General features: G+C 63.6%; 17 protein-coding genes. 10 read left to right on the top strand and 7 right to left on the bottom strand.

What is annotated here, in order from left to right; translation table 11 throughout:
* From EN935_RS03990 to EN935_RS03950, 9 genes are all read left to right on the top strand, one after another.
* On the top strand, window positions 1–359 hold a 359-nt coding region (locus EN935_RS03990), incomplete at its 5' end, for a DUF2291 family protein (protein ID WP_127373178.1).
* Window positions 356–1,897, top strand: coding sequence for a sugar ABC transporter ATP-binding protein (locus tag EN935_RS03985; protein WP_127262637.1), 1,542 nt, complete (start codon window positions 356–358; stop codon window positions 1,895–1,897). The genes EN935_RS03990 and EN935_RS03985, both read left to right, overlap by 4 nt.
* A 26-nt stretch (window positions 1,898–1,923) precedes the next feature.
* The gene (locus EN935_RS03980) at window positions 1,924–3,057 is read left to right on the top strand and encodes an ABC transporter permease (RefSeq protein WP_127262638.1); all 1,134 of its coding nucleotides are present in this window, start codon (window positions 1,924–1,926) and stop codon (window positions 3,055–3,057) included.
* A gap of 32 nt (window positions 3,058–3,089) precedes the next feature.
* Window positions 3,090–4,037 (top strand): D-ribose ABC transporter substrate-binding protein, encoded by a 948-nt coding sequence (locus EN935_RS03975; protein WP_164548630.1) that lies wholly within the window; start codon window positions 3,090–3,092, stop codon window positions 4,035–4,037.
* Window positions 4,038–4,140: 103 nt separating this feature from the next.
* The gene (locus EN935_RS03970; protein ID WP_127262639.1) at window positions 4,141–5,700 is read left to right on the top strand and encodes an FGGY-family carbohydrate kinase; all 1,560 of its coding nucleotides are present in this window, start codon (window positions 4,141–4,143) and stop codon (window positions 5,698–5,700) included.
* Window positions 5,697–7,214: a glycerol-3-phosphate dehydrogenase gene (locus EN935_RS03965; RefSeq protein ID WP_109661637.1), complete on the top strand. Its 1,518-nt coding sequence runs from the start codon at window positions 5,697–5,699 to the stop codon at window positions 7,212–7,214. The genes EN935_RS03970 and EN935_RS03965 overlap by 4 nt, the downstream gene beginning before the upstream one ends.
* Window positions 7,214–8,152, top strand: a complete 939-nt coding sequence (locus tag EN935_RS03960; RefSeq protein WP_127262640.1) for a TIM barrel protein — start codon at window positions 7,214–7,216, stop codon at window positions 8,150–8,152. Before EN935_RS03965 ends, EN935_RS03960 begins: the two co-directional genes overlap by 1 nt.
* Window positions 8,153–8,217: 65 nt before the next feature.
* Window positions 8,218–8,985, top strand: a complete 768-nt coding sequence (locus tag EN935_RS03955) for a triose-phosphate isomerase (RefSeq protein WP_127262641.1) — start codon at window positions 8,218–8,220, stop codon at window positions 8,983–8,985.
* Window positions 8,986–9,013: 28 nt separating this feature from the next.
* A complete protein-coding gene (locus EN935_RS03950; protein WP_127262642.1) occupies window positions 9,014–9,451 on the top strand; it encodes an RpiB/LacA/LacB family sugar-phosphate isomerase in 438 nt (145 codons plus the stop codon).
* A 23-nt stretch (window positions 9,452–9,474) separates the two neighbouring features.
* On the opposite strand, the gene dhaL is transcribed toward EN935_RS03950, so the two are convergent.
* The 4 genes from dhaL to oiaX all read right to left on the bottom strand — a co-directional run bounded on the left by dhaL (window position 9,475) and on the right by oiaX (window position 13,856).
* Window positions 9,475–10,116 carry a dihydroxyacetone kinase subunit DhaL gene (dhaL, locus tag EN935_RS03945; RefSeq protein WP_127262643.1) on the bottom strand — a complete coding sequence of 214 codons (642 nt, stop codon included), beginning with the start codon at window positions 10,114–10,116 and terminating at the stop codon, window positions 9,475–9,477.
* A 26-nt stretch (window positions 10,117–10,142) separates the two neighbouring features.
* Window positions 10,143–11,156 carry a dihydroxyacetone kinase subunit DhaK gene (locus EN935_RS03940; protein ID WP_206532347.1) on the bottom strand — a complete coding sequence of 338 codons (1,014 nt, stop codon included), beginning with the start codon at window positions 11,154–11,156 and terminating at the stop codon, window positions 10,143–10,145.
* Between the two features lie 110 nt (window positions 11,157–11,266).
* On the bottom strand, window positions 11,267–12,601 hold the full coding sequence (locus EN935_RS03935; RefSeq protein ID WP_127262645.1) for a four-carbon acid sugar kinase family protein: 1,335 nt from the start codon (window positions 12,599–12,601) through the stop codon (window positions 11,267–11,269).
* A 4-nt stretch (window positions 12,602–12,605) separates the two neighbouring features.
* A complete protein-coding gene (oiaX, locus tag EN935_RS03930) occupies window positions 12,606–13,856 on the bottom strand; it encodes a 3-oxo-isoapionate-4-phosphate decarboxylase OiaX (protein WP_127262646.1) in 1,251 nt (416 codons plus the stop codon).
* Between the two features lie 184 nt (window positions 13,857–14,040).
* On the opposite strand from oiaX, the gene EN935_RS03925 reads away from it, so the two are divergent.
* Complete coding sequence (locus tag EN935_RS03925) at window positions 14,041–14,754, top strand: transcriptional regulator NanR (protein WP_109661653.1); 714 nt, start codon at window positions 14,041–14,043, stop codon at window positions 14,752–14,754.
* A gap of 2 nt (window positions 14,755–14,756) precedes the next feature.
* Here the strand turns inward: EN935_RS03925 and EN935_RS03920 are convergent, their stop codons facing one another.
* The 3 genes from EN935_RS03920 to EN935_RS03910 all read right to left on the bottom strand — a co-directional run.
* Complete coding sequence (locus tag EN935_RS03920; protein ID WP_127262647.1) at window positions 14,757–16,595, bottom strand: hypothetical protein; 1,839 nt, start codon at window positions 16,593–16,595, stop codon at window positions 14,757–14,759.
* A complete protein-coding gene (locus tag EN935_RS03915; RefSeq protein ID WP_127262648.1) occupies window positions 16,592–17,626 on the bottom strand; it encodes a Gfo/Idh/MocA family oxidoreductase in 1,035 nt (344 codons plus the stop codon). Before EN935_RS03915 ends, EN935_RS03920 begins: the two co-directional genes overlap by 4 nt.
* Window positions 17,627–17,628: 2 nt before the next feature.
* Window positions 17,629–18,409: ABC transporter permease (locus EN935_RS03910; protein WP_164771013.1), on the bottom strand; the 781-nt coding region annotated here is incomplete at its 5' end.

Raw genomic sequence — 18,409 nt, 5'->3', positions numbered from 1 at the left:
GTGTCGGACCGGTCATCTCGGTCAAGTTCAGCGGAGTCGTCGGCGAAGGAAAATCGGGCATCTACAAGGTCGCCGTCGACGGCGTGCCGGATACGTTGATGATCCGCGTGCAGACCGGGCCGGCGATCAACGGAACGGAACTGCGCGACGCCACCGGCAAGATTACATTCGGCCAGTTCACCAACCAGATCGAATACCAGGATGCCGGTTCGGCGCTGAACAACGAGATGAAGAAGGAAGTCCTGGCAAAGCTCGACACTAACGCCTTGACCGGCAAGACCATATCGGTGGTCGGCGCGTTCAAGCTGGTCAACCCGAAGAGTTGGCTCGTCACTCCCGTGAGCTTGGAAGTCAAATGAAACCGGCTGCCGACACCGGATCTGTGAATGGCGACGCCGTGCTTTCGGCGCGCAACATCGTCATGTCGTATGGCGGCGTCCATGCGCTCAAGGGCGTCAATTTCGACATCCATCGCGGCAAGGTCACCACGCTGTTTGGAGAGAATGGCGCCGGCAAGTCGACGCTGATGAAGATCCTGTCCGGCGTGGTCACGCCGACATCCGGCGACATCGTGCTCGACGGCAACCTCGTCAGTTTTTCCTCATCCTCGGACGCGCGCGATCGCGGCATCTCGATCATCCACCAGGAACTCAGCCTGGCGCCGAACCTCAGCGTTCGCGACAACATCTTCATGGGCCGCGAACTGCGCACCAGGACCGGCCTCGACTTCGCCGAGGAGCAGCGCCAGGCGCGCGCGCTGATGGCTGATCTCGAAGAGGACATCGACCCGATGACCCTGGTCGAGGATTTGCGCCTGGGGCAACAGCAGATCGTCGAGATCGCCCGGGCGCTGTCGGTCGATTCCCGCATCCTGATCATGGACGAACCGACCTCGGCGCTCAGCGCGACAGAGGTGGAGGTGCTGTTCCAGGTGATCCGCGATTTGACCAGCCGCGGCGTCTCCATCGTCTACATTTCACATCACCTCGAAGAGGCGCTGCAGATCACCGACTACGCGGTTGTCCTGCGCGACGGCGCGATTACGGCAACGGCCGAAGCCAGGGACATCGACCTCGAGTGGATCGTGCGCAACATGGTCGGTGAGAACTTCGACCTCGGCTCACCGCCGACCGGTCATGAGTTCGGCGAGGTCGCCTTGTCGATCGAGGATGTCAGCGTCGTCGACACTTCGGGCTCAGGCTATTCCGTCGTCGACCACCTGTCGCTGGATGTCCGGGCAGGCGAGATCGTCTGCATCTATGGGCTGATGGGCGCCGGGCGCACGGAACTACTGGAAGCCGTCGCCGGACGGGTGCCGATGGCGGGCGGCCGCGCGCTTCTGGAAGGCGAGGACGTTTCGGGACTGAACATCGCCCAGCGCATCTCCAGAGGTCTTGTGCTCGTCCCCGAGGATCGCCAGCGCGACGGGCTGGTTCAAACGATGACCGTCGGCCGCAATCTCTCGCTTGCCAGCATCGAAGCGTTCGCCAAGGGGCTGTTTCTGTCCCGCTCCAGGGAGCGTGGGCTGGTCGAGGATTCGATCCGCAAGGTGACCATCAAGACCGCCGGCGGCAACGCCATGATCGGATCGCTGTCGGGCGGCAATCAGCAGAAGGTCGTCATCGGCAAGATGCTGACGACCAACCCAAAAGTTATCCTCCTCGACGAGCCGAGCCGCGGCATCGATGTCGGCGCCAAGGCCGAAGTCTTTCGCTTGCTGAGCGAACGCGCCGCGCAGGGCCTTGCGGTCGTCTTCTCGACCTCTGAGGTCAACGAGTGCCTCAGCATTGCCCACCGCATCGTCGTCATGCGGCGCGGCAGGATTTCAGCCGAATTCGGCGCCAACGCCACCAAAGAGCAGATCATGGCCGCCTCCGGCGAAGCCGTGGTCGCCTGATCACCAGAATTTCGGAGCCCAGACCCATGACCGACGTCAGCCAGGCCAGAAAACAGTCCAGTCCAAGCGCGGGCGGCGAAGGCTTCGACCTCGCCAAGCTGCTGCTCGAGGGTCGCGCTTTCTTTGCCCTGATCGTCATCATCGTCGTCTTTTCGATCCTGTCGCCCTACTACCTCTCGGTGGCGAATTTCCTGACCATGGCCTCGCATGTCGCCATCTTCGGAATCCTCGCCGTCGGCATGCTGCTCGTCATCCTCAATGGCGGCATTGATCTGTCGGTGGGGTCGACACTGGGCTTGGCCGGTGTCGTTGCCGGCTTCCTGATGCAAGGCGTGACGCTGAATTGGCTGGGCGTCGTCCTCTATCCGCCGGTCTGGGTGGTTGCGGTGCTGGCCTGCATGCTCGGCGCCGTCGTCGGGCTGATCAACGGCGTGCTGATCGCGCGCTTCAAGGTTCCGGCCTTCGTCGCCACGCTCGGCGTCATGTACATGGCGCGCGGCCTGGCGCTGCTTATGACCAGCGGTCTGACCTACAACAATCTCGGCGGCAAACCAGAGCTTGGAAACACCGGCTTCGATGCGCTTGGCTTCAACCGCCTGTTTGGCGTGCCGACCGGTGTCGTGGTTCTCGTGGTCATCGCGCTCATCGGCAGCATCGTCCTGAACCGCACCGCTTTCGGGCGCTGGCTCTACGCCTCGGGCGGCAATGAGCGCGCGGCCGAACTGTCCGGCGTCCCGGTCAAGACGGTGCAGATTTCCGTCTATGTGCTTTCAGGCATCTGTGCCGCCATTGCCGGCCTGATCCTGTCCTCGCAGCTGACGTCGGCGGGGCCGACCGCTGGCACCACCTACGAACTGACGGCCATCGCGGCCGTCGTCATCGGCGGCGCGGCGCTGACCGGCGGCCGCGGCAACATCCGCGGAACCCTGCTCGGGGCCTTCGTCATCGGCTTCCTGTCCGACGGTCTGGTGATCATCGGCATCTCATCCTACTGGCAGACAGTGTTCACCGGCGCCGTCATCGTGCTCGCCGTGCTGCTCAATGCCGTTCAGTATCGCCGCCGCAGCAAGCTCCCAAGCGCGACAGGTGGCCAACCGACTTCTCAGAAACGGGGGAAGGCCGAAGTGGCCAATCCTGCCCAAGGGAAGACTGCCAGGTGAACTGGCAGCAACACCGCGTAATCATTGGAGGAATGTACATGAGAACCATGCTGAAAAGTCTGCTTGCCGCCGCAATGGTCGTCGGGTTTACGGCCGCCGCGTCGGCCGCGGGCCTGATCTCGATCATCGTCAACGATCCGGCCAACCCTTACTGGCTGACCGAGGGCAACGTCGCCAAGGCCGAGGCCGAGAAACTTGGCTACACGGCCAATGTCGGCGCCCACAAGGGCGATACGAACACGGAAAGCAACCTGATCGACACCGCCATCACCAACAAGTCGGTGGCGATCATCCTCGATCCGGCCAACGCCGACGGCTCTGTCGGCGCGGTGAAGAAGGCGATTGCCGCCAACATCCCGGTATTCCTCGTCAATGCCGAGATCAACCAGGAAGGCCTCGCCAAGGGACAGCTCGTCTCCAACAACGCGCAGGGTGCTGCTCTCGGTGCCCAGCAGTGGGTGCAGGCTGTCGGTGAAAAGGGCAAATATGTCGAACTGCTCGGCGCCCCGTCGGACAACAATGCGGCCACGCGCTCGAACGGTTACGCGACTGTGCTGAGCCAGTATCCGGATCTCGAAAAGGCCGCTTCGCAGGTCGCCAACTGGGATCGCACCCAGGGCCACGACAAGATGCAGAGCATGCTGCAGGCCAATCCCGACATCATCGCCGTGATCAGCGGCAATGACGAAATGGCTCTCGGCGCGGTTGCGGCACTGAAGGAAGCCGGCAAGCTGGCTGGCATCAAGGTCGGCGGCTTCGACGGTTCCCCGGACGCGGTTGCGGCGATCAAGTCCGGCGAACTGCAGTACACCGTGCTTCAGCCGGTCGCCATCTTCTCGGCCAAGGCCGTGCAGCAGGCGGACTCGTTCATCAAGACGGGTGCCACCGGTGCGGCGACCGAGAAGCAGCTGTTCGATTGCCTTCTCATCACCAAGGACAATGTCGACAAGTACACCGCACCCTTCGTGCTGTCGGAATGAAAACCTGCACAGGGGGTGTCCTTGCGGACACTCCCTGCCTCTTCTACGAGATGACAAAGACTGGCCTCTTGAACTGCCTTCATAATCAACCGGAATTTGCGTCATGAAAGACCTGCTGATCGGCATCGACGCGGGAACGTCGGTGATCAAATCGGTCGCTTTCGATTTGTCCGGGCGGCAGCTCGCCATGACGTCGGTACCCAACAGCTTCGTCACGCTGGAAGGTGGCGGCGCCGAGCAGGACCTCGATCAGACATGGCGCGATATGGCGCAGACCGTTCGCGATCTCACGGCCAAGATCCCTAACCTCGCGCAACGAACCGCGGCGGTTGCCATCACCGGGCAGGGCGACGGAACCTGGCTGATCGACGGCGACGGCTCGCCTGTCTCGCGCGCCTGGCTATGGCTCGACGCTCGCGCCGGACATTTGGTGGACGAGATGCGCGCCGATCCCCGGGATCGCAGGCGGTTCGAGCTGACCGGCACGGGGCTAAATTCCTGTCAGCAGGGTGCCCAGCTTGCCTTCATGAAAAAGAACAATCCGGACCTGCTGGGGCGGGCGGCGACCGCCCTGCATTGCAAGGATTGGCTCTACTTCAAGATGACAGGCGAACGCGCCACGGATCCGTCCGAAGGAACCTTCACCTTCGGCGATTTTCGCTCGCGTACCTATTCCGACGAAGCCCTCGACATCCTGGATCTGACGACGCATCGCCGCCTGTTGCCTCCCATGCTCGAAGGCACCACCGACCATCATCCGCTGTCGCGATCGGCGGCGGCAGAGACTGGCCTGCTCGAAGGCACGCCGGTGGTGCTGGGTTACGTCGATATGGTCATGACGGCTCTCGGAGCCGGCCTCTATGATCCCTCAGGCAATGTCGGCTGCACCGTCATCGGCTCGACCGGCATACATACGCGCTTCGCCGCCACTCCCGACGATGTCGTGCTGAACGGCGATGGCTCCGGTTACACGATCGCCATGCCTGTTCCGGGCGGCTATGCGCAATTGCAGTCCAACATGGCGGCGACGCTCAACATCGACTGGCTGCTTGGCCTTGCGCGCGACGTGCTCGCCACGGCTGGCGGCAAACCTTCCCACGACGAGTTACTGAAAGCACTCGATGTCTGGGTGGAGGCATCGGAGCCGGGATCGCTGATTTACCAGCCCTACATATCGCTGGCCGGCGAAAGAGGACCGTTCGTCGACCCTAACGCACGCGCGGGTTTCATCGGCCTTTCGGTCAAGCATGGCTTTGGCGATCTGGCACGCGCTGTCCTCGAAGGGTTGGCCTTCGCCGCACGCGATTGCTACCAGGCGATGGGCGCCGTGCCGAGCGAGATTCGCCTGTCGGGCGGCGCCGCGCGCAGCCCGTCGCTACGCCGCATCATCGCGGCGGCGACCCGGGCGCAGGTGCGAACGAGCAGCCGTCAGGAAGCCGGCGCTGCAGGCGCCGCGATGATGGCCGCGGTCGGCCTCGGGGTCTATGGCTCCATGGAGGACTGCGCCGCCGAGTGGGTGACGCCGCTTCTCGGCGACTGCGATGCCTATGACGAGGCGCTGTCGCAAACCTACGATGCGCTCTTCCCTTCCTTCGTTTCGGCGCACCGGGCGCTTCGACCGGTGTGGAAGGGCATGGCGCACCGCACAGGAGCAAGATCTTGAGCAATACAACAGATGTCGTCGATCTCTTCGTGATCGGCGGCGGCGTCAATGGGGCCGGCATAGCGCGTGACGCGGCAGGGCGCGGGCTGTCGGTCATCCTGTGCGAAAAGGACGATCTCGCCCAAGGCACCAGCTCGCGCTCCGGCAAGCTGGTGCATGGCGGCCTGCGCTACCTCGAATATTATGAATTCCGGCTGGTTCGCGAAGCGCTGATCGAACGCGAGGTGCTGCTCGAGGCGGCGCCGCACATCATCTGGCCGATGCGCTTCGTTCTGCCGCACAGCCCGCAGGACAGGCCGGCATGGCTGGTCCGGCTCGGGCTGTTTCTCTACGACCACCTTGGCGGTCGCAAACGCTTGCCGGGGACAAGAACGCTTGATCTGAGGACGGCGCCGGAAGGCGCTCCCATCAAGGATGAATTCAGGCGCGGTTTCGAATACTCCGACTGCTGGGTCGACGATGCGCGCCTGGTGCTGCTCAACGCGCTGGACGCCAGGCAGCGCGGCGCAAGGGTACTCACGCGCACGGCTTGTGTCGCGGCGCGCCGCGAAGACGGACTGTGGTCGATCGACATGCAGGACGGCCGCACGGGCGCCGTCACGAAAGTCCGCGCGCGGGCGCTGATCAACGCGGCAGGCCCTTGGGTCAACGACATTGTCAGCCGCGTCGCCGGGCAGAATTCCACCCGCAATGTTCGTCTGGTGAAAGGCAGCCATATCGTCGTGCCCAAATTCTGGGAGGGGCGGCAGGCCTATCTCATTCAGAACAACGACAAGCGGGTGATCTTCGTCAATCCCTATGAGAACGATCTGGCGCTGATCGGTACGACCGATATTCCCTATGAAGGCAGGCCCGAAGAAGTGGCCGCCGAGGCAAGCGAAGTCGACTATCTGATCAAGGTGGTCAATCGCTATTTCAAGCGACAGATGACACCACGGGACGTGGTCTACAGTTTCTCCGGCGTGCGTCCGCTCTATGACGACAATGCCGACAATCCAAGCGCGGTGACGCGCGACTATATTTTCGAACTCGACGCCTCCAATGGCAACGCACCGCTGCTTTCGGTATTCGGCGGCAAGATCACCACCTTCCGCAAGCTGTCCGAACATGCGCTGGAAAAGATCCAGCCGTTCTTTCCGACGATGAAGAAAGCCTGGACGGCCAAAATTCCCTTGCCGGGAGGCGACCTTCCCAATGCGGACTTCGAGCAGTTCCTGAGCGACTTGCATGCCGAGTTTTCGTGGCTCAGCCCCTCGCTGGTGAAGCACTACGCCCGAAGCTACGGCACCCGCGCCAGAAAATTGCTCGCCGGCGCGCATGGCGAAGCGGACCTCGGCCGCCGCTTCGGGCCCGATCTGTATGAACGGGAGGCAAGGTTCCTGGCCGAGACCGAATGGGCCGGCACATCAGCCGATATCCTGGAACGCCGCACCAAACATGGCCTGCATATCGATGCAGCCGAGCGGAAAGCATTCGAAGACTGGTTCGGTAACATAATGGCGGCGGCAGACTGATGGCCTTCACGCTTTCCCTCAACACCAATCCACTGGTCAACCGCTTCGCCGATCCAGACGATTTGATCGACGCGATCGCCTACGGCATCGGCATCCGCGACGTGCAGCTGACGCATGAATTCGTCAATCCGGGCTGGCCGGCGGCGACGATTGTCAAATTCCTGCGCCTGTTCAACAGCGCGCTTTCGCGGACCGGTGTCAGGATCACTTCCGGCATGACCGGACCCTATGGCCGGCTCAACCATTTCGGCCACCCGGATGCGGATGTCCGGCGCTATTATGTCGACTGGTTCAAGACCTTCGCCGATATTTCCGCCGAGCTCGGCGCGTCAGGCATGGGCACGCAGTTCGCGATCTTCACCTATAAGGACTTTGACGATCCGCAACGGCGGGCGGCACTGCTCGACATCGCGCTCGAATGCTGGCGCGAAGTGGCCGAGCACGCCAAGGCAGCCGGTCTGACATACCTGTTCTGGGAGCCGATGTCGGTCGGCCGTGAGTTCGGCCACACGATCGAAAGCTGCGTCACGCTGCAAGGCGCCATCGACGCGGCGAAGCTGCCCATACCGATGAAGACGATGGTGGATATCGACCATGGCGACGTGACCTCGGCCGATCCCGCCGACACCGATCCCTATGCCTGGGCGAAGGCGTTTCCATTGCAATCGCCGATCATCCACATCAAACAGTCTTCCATGAACAAGGGCGGGCACTGGCCGTTCACGGCCGCCTACAACAAGGACGGCCGCATACTTCCGCAGAAGCTGCTGGATGCGGTTCGGCAAGGCGGCGGAACCGACAATGAAATTTGCCTTGAACTTTCCTTCAGGGAGAGGGAACCAGTCGATCATCAGGTTATCGAGATGATCCGCGAGTCGGTGGATTTCTGGGCGCCTTACGTCGACAGTGGTCGCGACAGTCTCAAGCCTCGGGCCTGAGCGAACACGTCGCCCGAAAGCCGGCGCCGATGTCGGCCCGCAAAAAGTATCGAAGGAGAAGAAGAATGGCCCCATATTGGGTCGGCACGAGCTGGAAGATGAACAAGACGCTGGCGGAGGCGCTGCAGTTCGCCGATGCGCTGGCGACCTTCGTGCCGGGTTTCGATCAGGCGATACAGCCTTTCGTCATCCCGCCCTTCACCGCCGTGCGCCAGGTCAAGGGGGCGCTGGCCAACACCCGCGTAAAGGTCGGCGCCCAGAACATGCATTGGACCGACGCCGGCGCCTGGACGGGCGAGGTTTCACCAGTGATGTTGAAAGACTGCGGGCTGGATGTGATCGAACTCGGCCATAGCGAGCGCCGCGAGCATTTCGGTGAGACGGATGCGACTGTCGGGCTGAAGACGGCGGCCGCAGTCAGGCACGGTTTCGTGCCGCTGATCTGCGTCGGCGAGACGCTGGCTGAGCGTGAATCCGGCCGCGCCGATGCGGTGTTGACGGCACAGGTTCTCGGCGCGCTGCAAGAGCTGAGCGGCGATCAACTGAAGGCAGAAATCCTCTTTGCCTACGAGCCGGTCTGGGCGATTGGCGAGAAGGGCATCCCGGCCAGCGCCGACTATGCCGACAAGCAGCAGGCGCTGATCAAGCAGGTTGCCGCCGACCGGCTGCCGGTTGCCCCGCCTGTGCTTTACGGCGGCAGCGTCAATCCCCGCAATGCGGCAGAGCTGATCGGCCAGCCGCATATCGACGGCCTGTTCATCGGCCGCTCGGCGTGGCAAGCGGAAGGCTATATCGACATTCTGAAAAAGGCGTCGGCCGCCATCGCGCGCTGACCGTTACGAAGCAAAGGAGTTTATCGTCATGAAGATCGCACTCGGAGCCGACAGCGCCGGCAAGCCGCTGCTCGACGTTATCGCCAAGCATCTCGCCACAAAGCCCGATTTGCAGGTCGTCGACCTGAGCCAGGCCGGATTCTACGCCGATATCGCCGCCAAGGTGGGTCACGAAATTCTGGACGGCAACTACGACCGGGCCATCCTGTTTTGCGGCACCGGCATCGGCGTCAGCATCTCCGCCAATAAGGTGCCGGGCATTCGTGCTGCATTGACCCACGATACCTATTCGGCTGAGCGCGCCGCTAAGTCCAACAACGCCCAGATCATCACCATGGGCGCCCGCGTCATCGGTCCCGAACTGGCGAAGTCGATCGCCGACGCGTGGCTGGCCTCGGAGTTCGATCCGAACGGCCCGTCTGCCGCAAACGTGCAGGCCGTCGACAAGCTCGACGCCAAGCGCTGAAAGACGCGGCGGTCCGCTGCTGATCAGTCGGTCAAGGTGACCCGTATCGCCTCGATCACGGTCACGGCCGAAGCGGCGCCCGGGTCCATATGGCCAAGCGAGCGTTCGCCGAGGCGGGAGGCCCGGCCCTTGGTGGCGACCATCGCCTTGGTCGCTTCCGCGCCTGCTTTTGCCGCCTGCGCCGCAGCCTCGAGACTGCCCGCAAGACTCTTGCCGGAGGCCAGCGCTTTGCCCGCCGCTTGCGCTGCCGGCGCCCATGCATCGATCATGGTTTTCTCGCCTGGCTCGGCCTTGCCGCGATCCTGAATGCCCTTCGCCATGGCCTGGAACAGGGCGACCACGTCCGCGTCATCAAGCGTTGTCTTGCCCTTGACGGCTGCCGCGCCGCGCATGAAAGCAGTGGCATAGAGCGGACCCGAGGAGGCGCCGACGGCATTCAGGAACGACTTTGCCGCCGTGTTGAGCAAAGTGGTCGGATCGGTCGCTCCGGTGTCCAGTGCGGCAACCGCATCGCGCGCCGCGGAAAATCCAAGCTCCATCGCAATGCCGTGGTCGGCATCGCCGATAACCCCGTCAAGCGCGCACAGCCGGTCTCTGTCGGCTGACATGGCGGTTGCGATCGTTGCGAACATCGCAACAAGGCGGGCGGTGTCGATTGTCGTCATATCTTTGTCCTTGACGAGGAGCAGGTTCAGCCGGCGCGAAACATGGCGCAGTCGCAAGGGTGGTCCAGCATCGTCTGCAACTCGCCGTCCAGCCGATGCAGCGTGATCGAAGCCCCAGCCATTTCCAGCGAGGTGCAGTAGTTGCCGACCCAGCTTGCGTGAATGGACACACCGATCTCATCGAGCCTCTGCTTCACACGCCGGTTCATGATGTAGAGTTCCATCAGCGGCGTCGAGCCGAGCGAGTTGACGAGCACCGCGACCTTGTCGCCGCGCGTCGGCGCCATCTCGCTGAGGATCCTGTCCAGCATATCGTCGGTGATCTCGTCGGCTGTTTTCAACTTTTCGCGCGCGATGCCGGGCTCGCCGTGGATACCCATGCCGATCTCCATCTCGTCCGGGCCGATCTCGAAATTCGGCCGGCGGGTCTGTGGCAGCGAGCAAGGCGACAGCGCCACGCCCATGGTGAAAGTGTGGTCGTTGGCCTTGCCGGCGATGCGCTCGCATTCGTCGAAGGACAGCATCTTGTCGCAGGCGGCGCCTGCCGCCTTGAAGATGAAGAAATTGCCGGCGACGCCGCGCCTTTTGTGCCGCTGGTCACGTGGTGCCGAGGCGACGTCGTCGGTGCTCAGCACCGTGCGCACCTCGATGTCGTCCATGGCAGCCATCTCGGCGGCCATGTCGAAATTCATCACGTCGCCGGCATAGTTGCCGTACATGAACAGCACGCCGGCGCCGCCGCTGACTGCCTTGGCGCATTCGAGGATCGGATCAGGCGGCGGCGAGGCGAAGACATTGCCGATGGCCGCCGCGTCGGCCAGCCCCTTGCCGACGAAGCCGAGAAAGCTCGGCTCATGACCCGAGCCGCCGCCAATGACGAGGCCCACCTTGCCCTGGCGCGGTCCGTCGCGGGCGATGATGGAGCGTGGACTGCCGTCCACGCTTTTGAGATGGCGGGGATGCGCGGCGAGAATGCCTTCCAGCATCTCGTCGACGGCTCGGTTGCCGTCGTTGATGATCTTCTTGGTCTGCACCCGCATCCTCCCGATTTCGGCATTTTCGCAGATACTACCGGGTGTTACCGGGATTTCCACCCGGCAAGGAGCATTTCGTGCCTAGAGGCCGGCACCTGGACGCAGCGTCGGCCGTTTCAATCGCCGAGGCCGTCGCGAATGGCTGAGAAATAGCGATCGGTTCCGACCTGGCCGCCCTTGAGCGCAACCTCCAGTCCGTCGATCGCCTTGACGCGTGAATGGGCAACGCAAAGCGGGGACCCCGGCGAAGCGGGCAGCGGCATGCGAATTGTCAGGGCATCGACACCCATCCCGCCGAGTGCGTGGCTCGACGTGTCGCCGCCGGCAATGACCACGCGCCGCAGGCTCTGTTCGATCGTCAGGCTGCGAAGGATTTCTCCGAGGCCGCGGCCAAGCTCGTGGCGGGCGCCTTCTTGTCGGTCGATTTCGGCGCCCCTGTCGGCAGTGGGGCCAAGCGCGGTGTAGAGGATGACGCTGCGCCCGGCTTGCAGACTGGCACGGCCGCTTGCCGTTGCGCGTGCGATCGCCTTCTCCGACGCCTGCGAAACCAGCTCGACAGGGTCAACCTCGATGCCGTCGAAGCCGTCGGTCAGGGCATGCCGGATCTGCCGTTCGGTGGTCGGCGAGCAGCTGCCCGACACGACGGCTATCCGCTCGGCTGTGCCCGGCGGCGTGAAGCCTTGCCCCGCGCTGACGATACCATTCGACGCCCATTCGGCCAGCAACGCATACTCGACCCCGGACGAGCCGACGACAAAAGAACCGCCCGGCTTGCGAACGCGCCACAGCTCCTTGCCGGCCAGGGCCTGCGTTTCCAGATTGTCGACATCGACAAGCACGATGGCGGTGCCGTTTCCGGTCAGGCGGTCGAAGGCCACCGACCGCGACGCGGACTGCAGCGTTGCGAGGTCGACCAGCCCGGAGCTCAGCGCCGTCTGCCGCGACAGATGGATCAGCAGATCGGATTCATCCATCGGCGTCGTCGGATGGCGGCTCATCACCGGGTGACGGTCGATGCGGAAATATTGGTCGCGATAGGCGGCGAACAGATGGCCGAAGGCGGTGTAGCGCTTGAGCTGTGGCGCACCGACCAGCAGCGGCACGCTGTCCTGCGCGAACACCGCGCGGCCGATCTCGATCGCTCGGCCGATGCTGCCGATCGTCGGGCTGGAATCGAAAGTCGAGCAGACCTTGTAGTGGCAGATCGCGGCTTTCAGCGTCTTCAGCCAGGCGAAGGCTTCGCGCAGATGCGTGTCCATCCACTGCGGCGTCTCGCTGCGGCTGGTGCCGGCCAGTCCGATCACCTGGCAATGCGCGAATCGCGACAGCAAGGCCGCGTCCGGCTGGCGCATGAACAGCACGGTCGGCACGCCGCCGAGTTCTAGCGCCTCCATGACATCGGTCGAGCCGGTCAGATCGTCGCCATAATAGCTGAGAAGCAGGTCCTGCATGGCCTCAGGCTGCCTTGCCGTCGCCGAATTTTTCGATCGACCGTGCCAGTTCGGGATGGCTCAAGGCGAAGTCCGCCAGCGGAATGCCGTCGACGGCTGCTTGCCAGGCCTGCTGCACGGCACGCACGCCGGCGCCCGGTCCGTCGGGGTGGCTGACGATGCCGCCGCCGCAGAGATAGAGAAGATCGACCGTGCGTCCGGTCCGCGCATATGTCTCGGGCGCCTGGCCGCCCCACTGGCCGGAGCCCGCCACCGGTAAGGCGCAGTCCTCGGGCGAGAAGATCGGTGTCGTCACTGCCTTGAACGACTCGACGAAAGAGTCATCCGGCTCCCAGTATTTTGAGGCGATGCCGTTGATCTGGAACTGGTCGACACCGAGCAGCCGCCAGAATTGTTGCCAGACCTTGAAGTCCATGCCGAGGCCCGGATGGCGAGTGAGGATGTCCCAGCCGTTGCGATGGGCGTGTAGCACCAGCCTGGAGCGTTTTCTCAGGAACGTCATGCCGCCAAAACCGATCGAATTGATGTTCACCACCGCGCAGTTGCCGCCGGCCTTCGCCACCAGATCGTGGTTGCGCATCATCTCGTCCGGGTCGGCATGCGAGATGCCGAAGGCATACATCACCTTCTTGCCGGTCTTCTGCTCATGATCGAGGATGAGCGGCATGATCGCCTTCACCCGTTCCGACAGGGGCGAGTAGGCGGGGCTCATCAGCTTTTCATCATCCTTGATGAAATCGACGCCGGCGGCGATCAGTTCCGCCACCATTGCCGCCGTCTCGTGCGGCCGCAGCCCGAGCGCCGGCTTGACGATCGTGCCGATGATCGCGCGGCCCGTCACACCGGTCAGCCGGCGGCTGCCGGCGACACCGAACTGTGGGCCGGGATGCGCGCCGCGAAAATCCTCCGGCAGCTTCATGTCGACGACGCGAATGCCGGTGAGGCCCTTGATCGAATAGGTGCCGCCAATGGCGATCGTCATCAGCGCTGAAAGGTCGGTGCCGATGGCATCGAACGGAAAGGCGATGTCGACGTCGGCGCGTTTGAACGGCCCGCTACCGTCATCGGGAAGCGACGGCCGCTCGGCATTGGGCAAGTGCCGGATCGCCAGCACGCGCGCCGCCACCCGGGCCTTCAGCTCCTCGGTCTCGCCGGGCAGCGCGACGAAGGTGCCGGTCGACTGGTCGCTGGCGATCTTGGCCGCCAGCGCTTCGATGCTTCCAGGCGTTTCGATGCGATAGGTGAGGGTGATCATGGTCTGCTGTCTCAGGCCGAGGCGTTCGAAAAAGGTTCACGGTGTTTTAAATCTGGTATAATGAGTACATAAGTATTGCAAGGCATATCCGGCTGGAAGTTTTAGGCAGGTCGTCAGATGGCAATTTCCAGGAAATGTGGCGGCAGTGTTAGATAGGGCCGGGTCAAGGGAGTGATTCGCGACGATGAACCGTTCGGAACCGATTGTCCGGCGCAAGCTTTCCGACGAGGTCTTCTTGCGACTGAAGCGCCTGATCACCAGCGGCGAGCTGATGCCGGGCGACGACATGCCGTCGGAGCGTGAGTTGATGGAGCGCTTCGAGGTCGGCCGACCGGCGATCCGCGAGGCGATGCAGGCGCTGAGCAATATGGGCCTTGTCGCGATCTCGCATGGCGAACGCGCCAAGGTGCTGCAGCTCACGGCAAAGTCGATCATCAAGCAGGTCGATGGCGCCGCCAAGATCATCCTGTCGTCATCGAAAGACACGCTGGAGCACCTGAAGACCGCGCGCATCTTCTTCGAGCGCGGCATGGTCAGGGAAGCCGCCGAAAAGGCCACCGCCGAGGATGTGCAGCGGCTGCGGGCCACCGTTGCAGAACAGCGCGGCTTTCGTGGCAACTCCGAAGCCTTCATCTCCGCCGACATGAAGTTCCATACCCAGATCGCCGCGATCTCCGGCAACCCGATCTATGTCGCCGTCAGCGAGGCGATGTTGGGCTGGCTGAAGGAGTATCACACCGAAATGCTGATCTGGACCGGCAAGGAACAGTTCACGCTGACCGAGCATGAAGAGATCATCGGCCGCATCGAGAAGATGGATGCGGACGGCGCCGAAAAGGCGATGATCAAGCACCTCGAGCGCTCGCGCGCGCTCTATGTGATGAACTCCGAAAAGTAATTTCAGCCGAGCCGGGTGATCGCATAAGGCGTCATCACGAGATGGTCTGGGCCAAGCGTTGAAATGTCTACCTGCACGTCGTCAGCCGTCAGGTTCGCCAGCCACACGACCGTCTTGCCCGAGGCCGAGCGTCCGGCCAGCGCCAGCACTCTGGTCTCATCGCTCGTCCTTGCCGGCAAATGCGCAAGGCCGGCCAGTTCGCAAAGCCCCTTGATAGCCCTGAAGAGCGGCCGGGGTGATCGTTCCGCGACGGGTTCTCCGGATGACGCCAGCACGCCGAACGGTCCGGTGAAGCTGGAGAGCGTCAGCATCTCCAGTCCAGCAGGCGCGACACGTGCGGCATAGCCGATCGTCCACGCCGCGGCGAACAGGCCGGTATGGCGAGGATCGCTGTCGGCCATGGCGATGCGCTGTCTTCCGGGATTGGGCTTGGTCGCGCCGCCATAGGGGTTCTGCCGCATGGCGATGGTCGATGGTCCGATCCGGTATGGCTTCGCCCCGAAGATCGCCCGTGCGGATTGGGTGATGAAAGGCAGCGCCTCCAGCGACTGCATGATGCTGAGATCGTCGGCGGCATGCACGATCGGACAGGTGCAATGGGTGACGAAATCGAGCCGGTCTGCCGGCACGCGCTTGCGGTTGAGTTCGGTGAAATAGCTGAACATGCCGCCACCGAGGCGGATGTCGGGGAAGGCGCGCCGCGCCGCCGCATAAACGTCGTCGAGCGGCGGACAGTCCGGCCACGCGCTGCCCGGCGGCGTCGACTGCCGGTCGACCGAGGGCGACACGGCAATAGCCGAGAGTTTCAGCCCGGCCTCGCGTACGAGCCCGGCGACGCCTGACAATTCGGCGTCAAGATCGCCAGCGCAGGTAACAACGCATTCGAGGGACGTTTCAGCTGGGTAGGCATTTGCGAGCCGGGCGAAAGCGCGCAAAGCATCGAGCCCGTGGCCGCGCGTCGGATCGTAGTGAAACAGCAGTTGTTGTGGGCCGAGTGTCGACAACGTGGAAAGGTTCGCCAGTGCCGTCTCGACATCCTCGGGATAGATGACCACGCCGACATCGGGCAGCCGTGGTCCGGCCTCGCCGAGCTCGACGCGGACCGCTTCGCTGGCCACGGCGGCAGCCAGTGCTTTGCCTTCACCTGCGATGCGCAGGCTGATCGTTTGGCGCAGGGGCAGGCCGGCCGGCAGCGCATAGGGCCATGGCAGCGCCAGCGGCCGCACATAGGTCTTGTAGGAGGCGTCCGACCAGTTGCGCTGGTCCTCCATTTCGAAAGTATCGCCTTCCATCCGGCATTCAGCGGTGACACCAGGTCGAACCTGATGCGTGATGGCGCGGATATCCTTGAAAGGCTGCCAGGGGTCGATCAGTTCGGGAAGCTTTGTTGCCACCACGTTGCCGTCTGTATGCTCGACCGTGACCAGGCTGCCGGCGAGGTTGGCGATCGGGTGCAGGATGCAGAAGCCGCAGCGGTTGGTTTCGAAATCGCTTTCGGGGAGGGCGCTGACGTCGAAGACCAGACGGCCGTCGGCGGAGCCTTTGATGGTGGCGCGGAAGCCGAGCCGGCTTCCATCGAGGGCCACACAGCTTGCCGAATAGCTGACTGAAAAAGCGTTGGCACCCTGGTCGATGATAAGGTCCGTCAACGCCGGCTCATAAGTGCCCCAGTCGCGGTCGCGGACGATATAGGCGATGGCGCGCAGCACTTCGGTGCCGCCATGGCGGATGGTGCGCAGATTGCCGTTGACGAAGTCGGCGCTGAGCGCGCCGGCGCGCAGCCTGACCGGCTCGGCCTCGACCGTACGCGTGCCGTAGAGGAGGAAGGCGTCGGCCGTCATGTCAGCAAGGCGTCGAGTTGCACCGGCTCGCGGCTCGCAGCACCGGCATAGGCGGCCTCGACCAGCGCGAACGTTTTGAGGTTGTCGGCGCCTGAGGTCGCCGGTTCGATGCCTTTTGCCAGGCAGTCTACCCAGTGCTGCTGGATGGCGACGACGCTTTCCTGGATGTTGTGCCATGGCCGCGACGCCCAAGGCAGTAGCGGCGGCGAGACGTCGGTAACGGCCGTGCCGTTCTTGCCAGTGACGGTCAGCCGGTATCCCTGCGCCAGCCGGATCGTGCCGTCGCTGCCGTCGATCTCGATCAGCGTCTCGGGAAACGGCTCCGTGGCGAGCTTCGTCGCGTAACTGCAGTCGACCACCGAGGTGGCACCGCTGTTGTGATCCATCAGCATCGTCGCGACGTCCTCGCCCGCGATACCGGGATTTACGCGGGCGGTTCGCGTTGTGATGGTCGAGACGTCGCCGAGCAGGAAGCGGGCGATGTCGAGGCTATGGATGCCGAGGTCCTCGATGATGAAGCGCTTTCCCGTCGCCAGATAGGGCTGGCCGGAAAACACGTCATAGGCGGAGCGGAAGGAGATGCGCCCGAAGAAAGGCGTGCCGATCTCGCCGCTGTCGAGCACGGCGCGCACCGCCTGGATCGGCGACTGCCAGCGAAAATTCTCATGCACCATCAGCGGCACGCCGGCCTGCGCGCATGCCCTGACCATCGCCTTGGCGTCGGCAAGCGTCGGCGCGAACGGCTTTTGGCAGATCACCGGAACGCGATGGGTGGCCGCCATTTCAACAAGCGGGCGATGGCTCGGCGCGGTGGTGGCGATATCGACGAAGTCGAGGCTTTCGCCGGCAAAAAGTTCCGCCGCATCGGTATAGCGCTTCGCAATGCCGAACTGGTCGCCGACGATCTTGAGCCGTTCCGGATCACGGTCGCAGATGACGGCGATCGCGGCGCCCGCTATGTCGCGCCAGGCATGCATCTGGTTGACGGCAAAGAAGCCGCAGCCGATCAGTGCTCCCCGCAACTCCGCCATGCTCAGCCCGCCTTTGCCATCTGCATCAGCGTGACCCGGCTCTGCAGCCGGCGCTGTGCCTGGTCGACGACGACGGCGACGATGATGACGAGGCCCTTGATCACCATCTGCCAGAACGAACTCACACCCATCATCACCAATCCGTCCGAAAGAATGCCGATGACGAAGGCGCCGACGATGGTGCCGCCGATCGTGCCGCGGCCGCCCGACATCGAGGTGCCGCCGAGCACCGCCGCCGCAATCGCGTTCAGCTCGAAACTCTCGCCCGTTGCCGGATGCGAGGCCATCAGCTCGGACGAGATGATCAGGCCGACGATCGCCGCGCAGAAACCGGAGAACATATAGACGAACATCTTCACCATGTTGACACGGACGCCCGAAATCCGCGACGCCCGTTCATTGCCGCCGACGGCGAAGATGTGGCGGCCGAGGGGCGTGTACTTGGCCAGATAGGCGGCCCCCAGCGCAACGACGATCAGGATCCAGATCGCCACCGGCAGGCCAAGCAGCCGGCCGGCGCCGAGGAAGCCGAAACCGGTGGTGCCCAGTTCCGGCTTGCCGACGAGGTTGGGGAAGGTGCGGCCATCCGACGACAGCAGCGCCAGGCCACGCGCGACATAGAGCACGCCGAGCGTGGCGATGAACGGCGCGACGTTCAGCCTGGTGATCAGCAATCCGTTGACGGCGCCGATCAATATGCCGACGGCAAGCGTGATCAGCGCGATCTCGAAGACGTTGAAATAGATCGTGTAGCCGACCTGCAGGTCGATGCCGTTGAGCACG

The sequence above is a fragment of the Mesorhizobium sp. M7D.F.Ca.US.004.03.1.1 genome (assembly GCF_003998635.1).
GTDB lineage: Bacteria > Pseudomonadota > Alphaproteobacteria > Rhizobiales > Rhizobiaceae > Mesorhizobium > Mesorhizobium loti.
The sequence above is the reverse complement of the archived record's forward strand: the minus strand, read 5'-3'. Positions and strand labels throughout refer to the sequence as shown.

What these genes read in the sequence shown, in the direction of transcription:
- EN935_RS03985 (WP_127262637.1), top strand. Translation starts at nt 356, where the DNA reads ATGAAACCGGCTGCCGACACCGGATCTGTGAATGGCGACGCCGTGCTT.
- EN935_RS03980 (WP_127262638.1), top strand. Translation starts at nt 1,924, where the DNA reads ATGACCGACGTCAGCCAGGCCAGAAAACAGTCCAGTCCAAGCGCGGGC.
- EN935_RS03975 (WP_164548630.1), top strand. Translation starts at nt 3,090, where the DNA reads ATGTACATGAGAACCATGCTGAAAAGTCTGCTTGCCGCCGCAATGGTC.
- EN935_RS03970 (WP_127262639.1), top strand. Translation starts at nt 4,141, where the DNA reads ATGAAAGACCTGCTGATCGGCATCGACGCGGGAACGTCGGTGATCAAA.
- EN935_RS03960 (WP_127262640.1), top strand. Translation starts at nt 7,214, where the DNA reads ATGGCCTTCACGCTTTCCCTCAACACCAATCCACTGGTCAACCGCTTC.
- EN935_RS03955 (WP_127262641.1), top strand. Translation starts at nt 8,218, where the DNA reads ATGGCCCCATATTGGGTCGGCACGAGCTGGAAGATGAACAAGACGCTG.
- EN935_RS03950 (WP_127262642.1), top strand. Translation starts at nt 9,014, where the DNA reads ATGAAGATCGCACTCGGAGCCGACAGCGCCGGCAAGCCGCTGCTCGAC.
- dhaL (WP_127262643.1), bottom strand. Translation starts at nt 10,116, where the DNA reads ATGACGACAATCGACACCGCCCGCCTTGTTGCGATGTTCGCAACGATC.
- EN935_RS03940 (WP_206532347.1), bottom strand. Translation starts at nt 11,156, where the DNA reads ATGCGGGTGCAGACCAAGAAGATCATCAACGACGGCAACCGAGCCGTC.
- EN935_RS03935 (WP_127262645.1), bottom strand. Translation starts at nt 12,601, where the DNA reads ATGCAGGACCTGCTTCTCAGCTATTATGGCGACGATCTGACCGGCTCG.
- oiaX (WP_127262646.1), bottom strand. Translation starts at nt 13,856, where the DNA reads ATGATCACCCTCACCTATCGCATCGAAACGCCTGGAAGCATCGAAGCG.
- EN935_RS03925 (WP_109661653.1), top strand. Translation starts at nt 14,041, where the DNA reads ATGAACCGTTCGGAACCGATTGTCCGGCGCAAGCTTTCCGACGAGGTC.
- EN935_RS03920 (WP_127262647.1), bottom strand. Translation starts at nt 16,595, where the DNA reads ATGACGGCCGACGCCTTCCTCCTCTACGGCACGCGTACGGTCGAGGCC.
- EN935_RS03915 (WP_127262648.1), bottom strand. Translation starts at nt 17,626, where the DNA reads ATGGCGGAGTTGCGGGGAGCACTGATCGGCTGCGGCTTCTTTGCCGTC.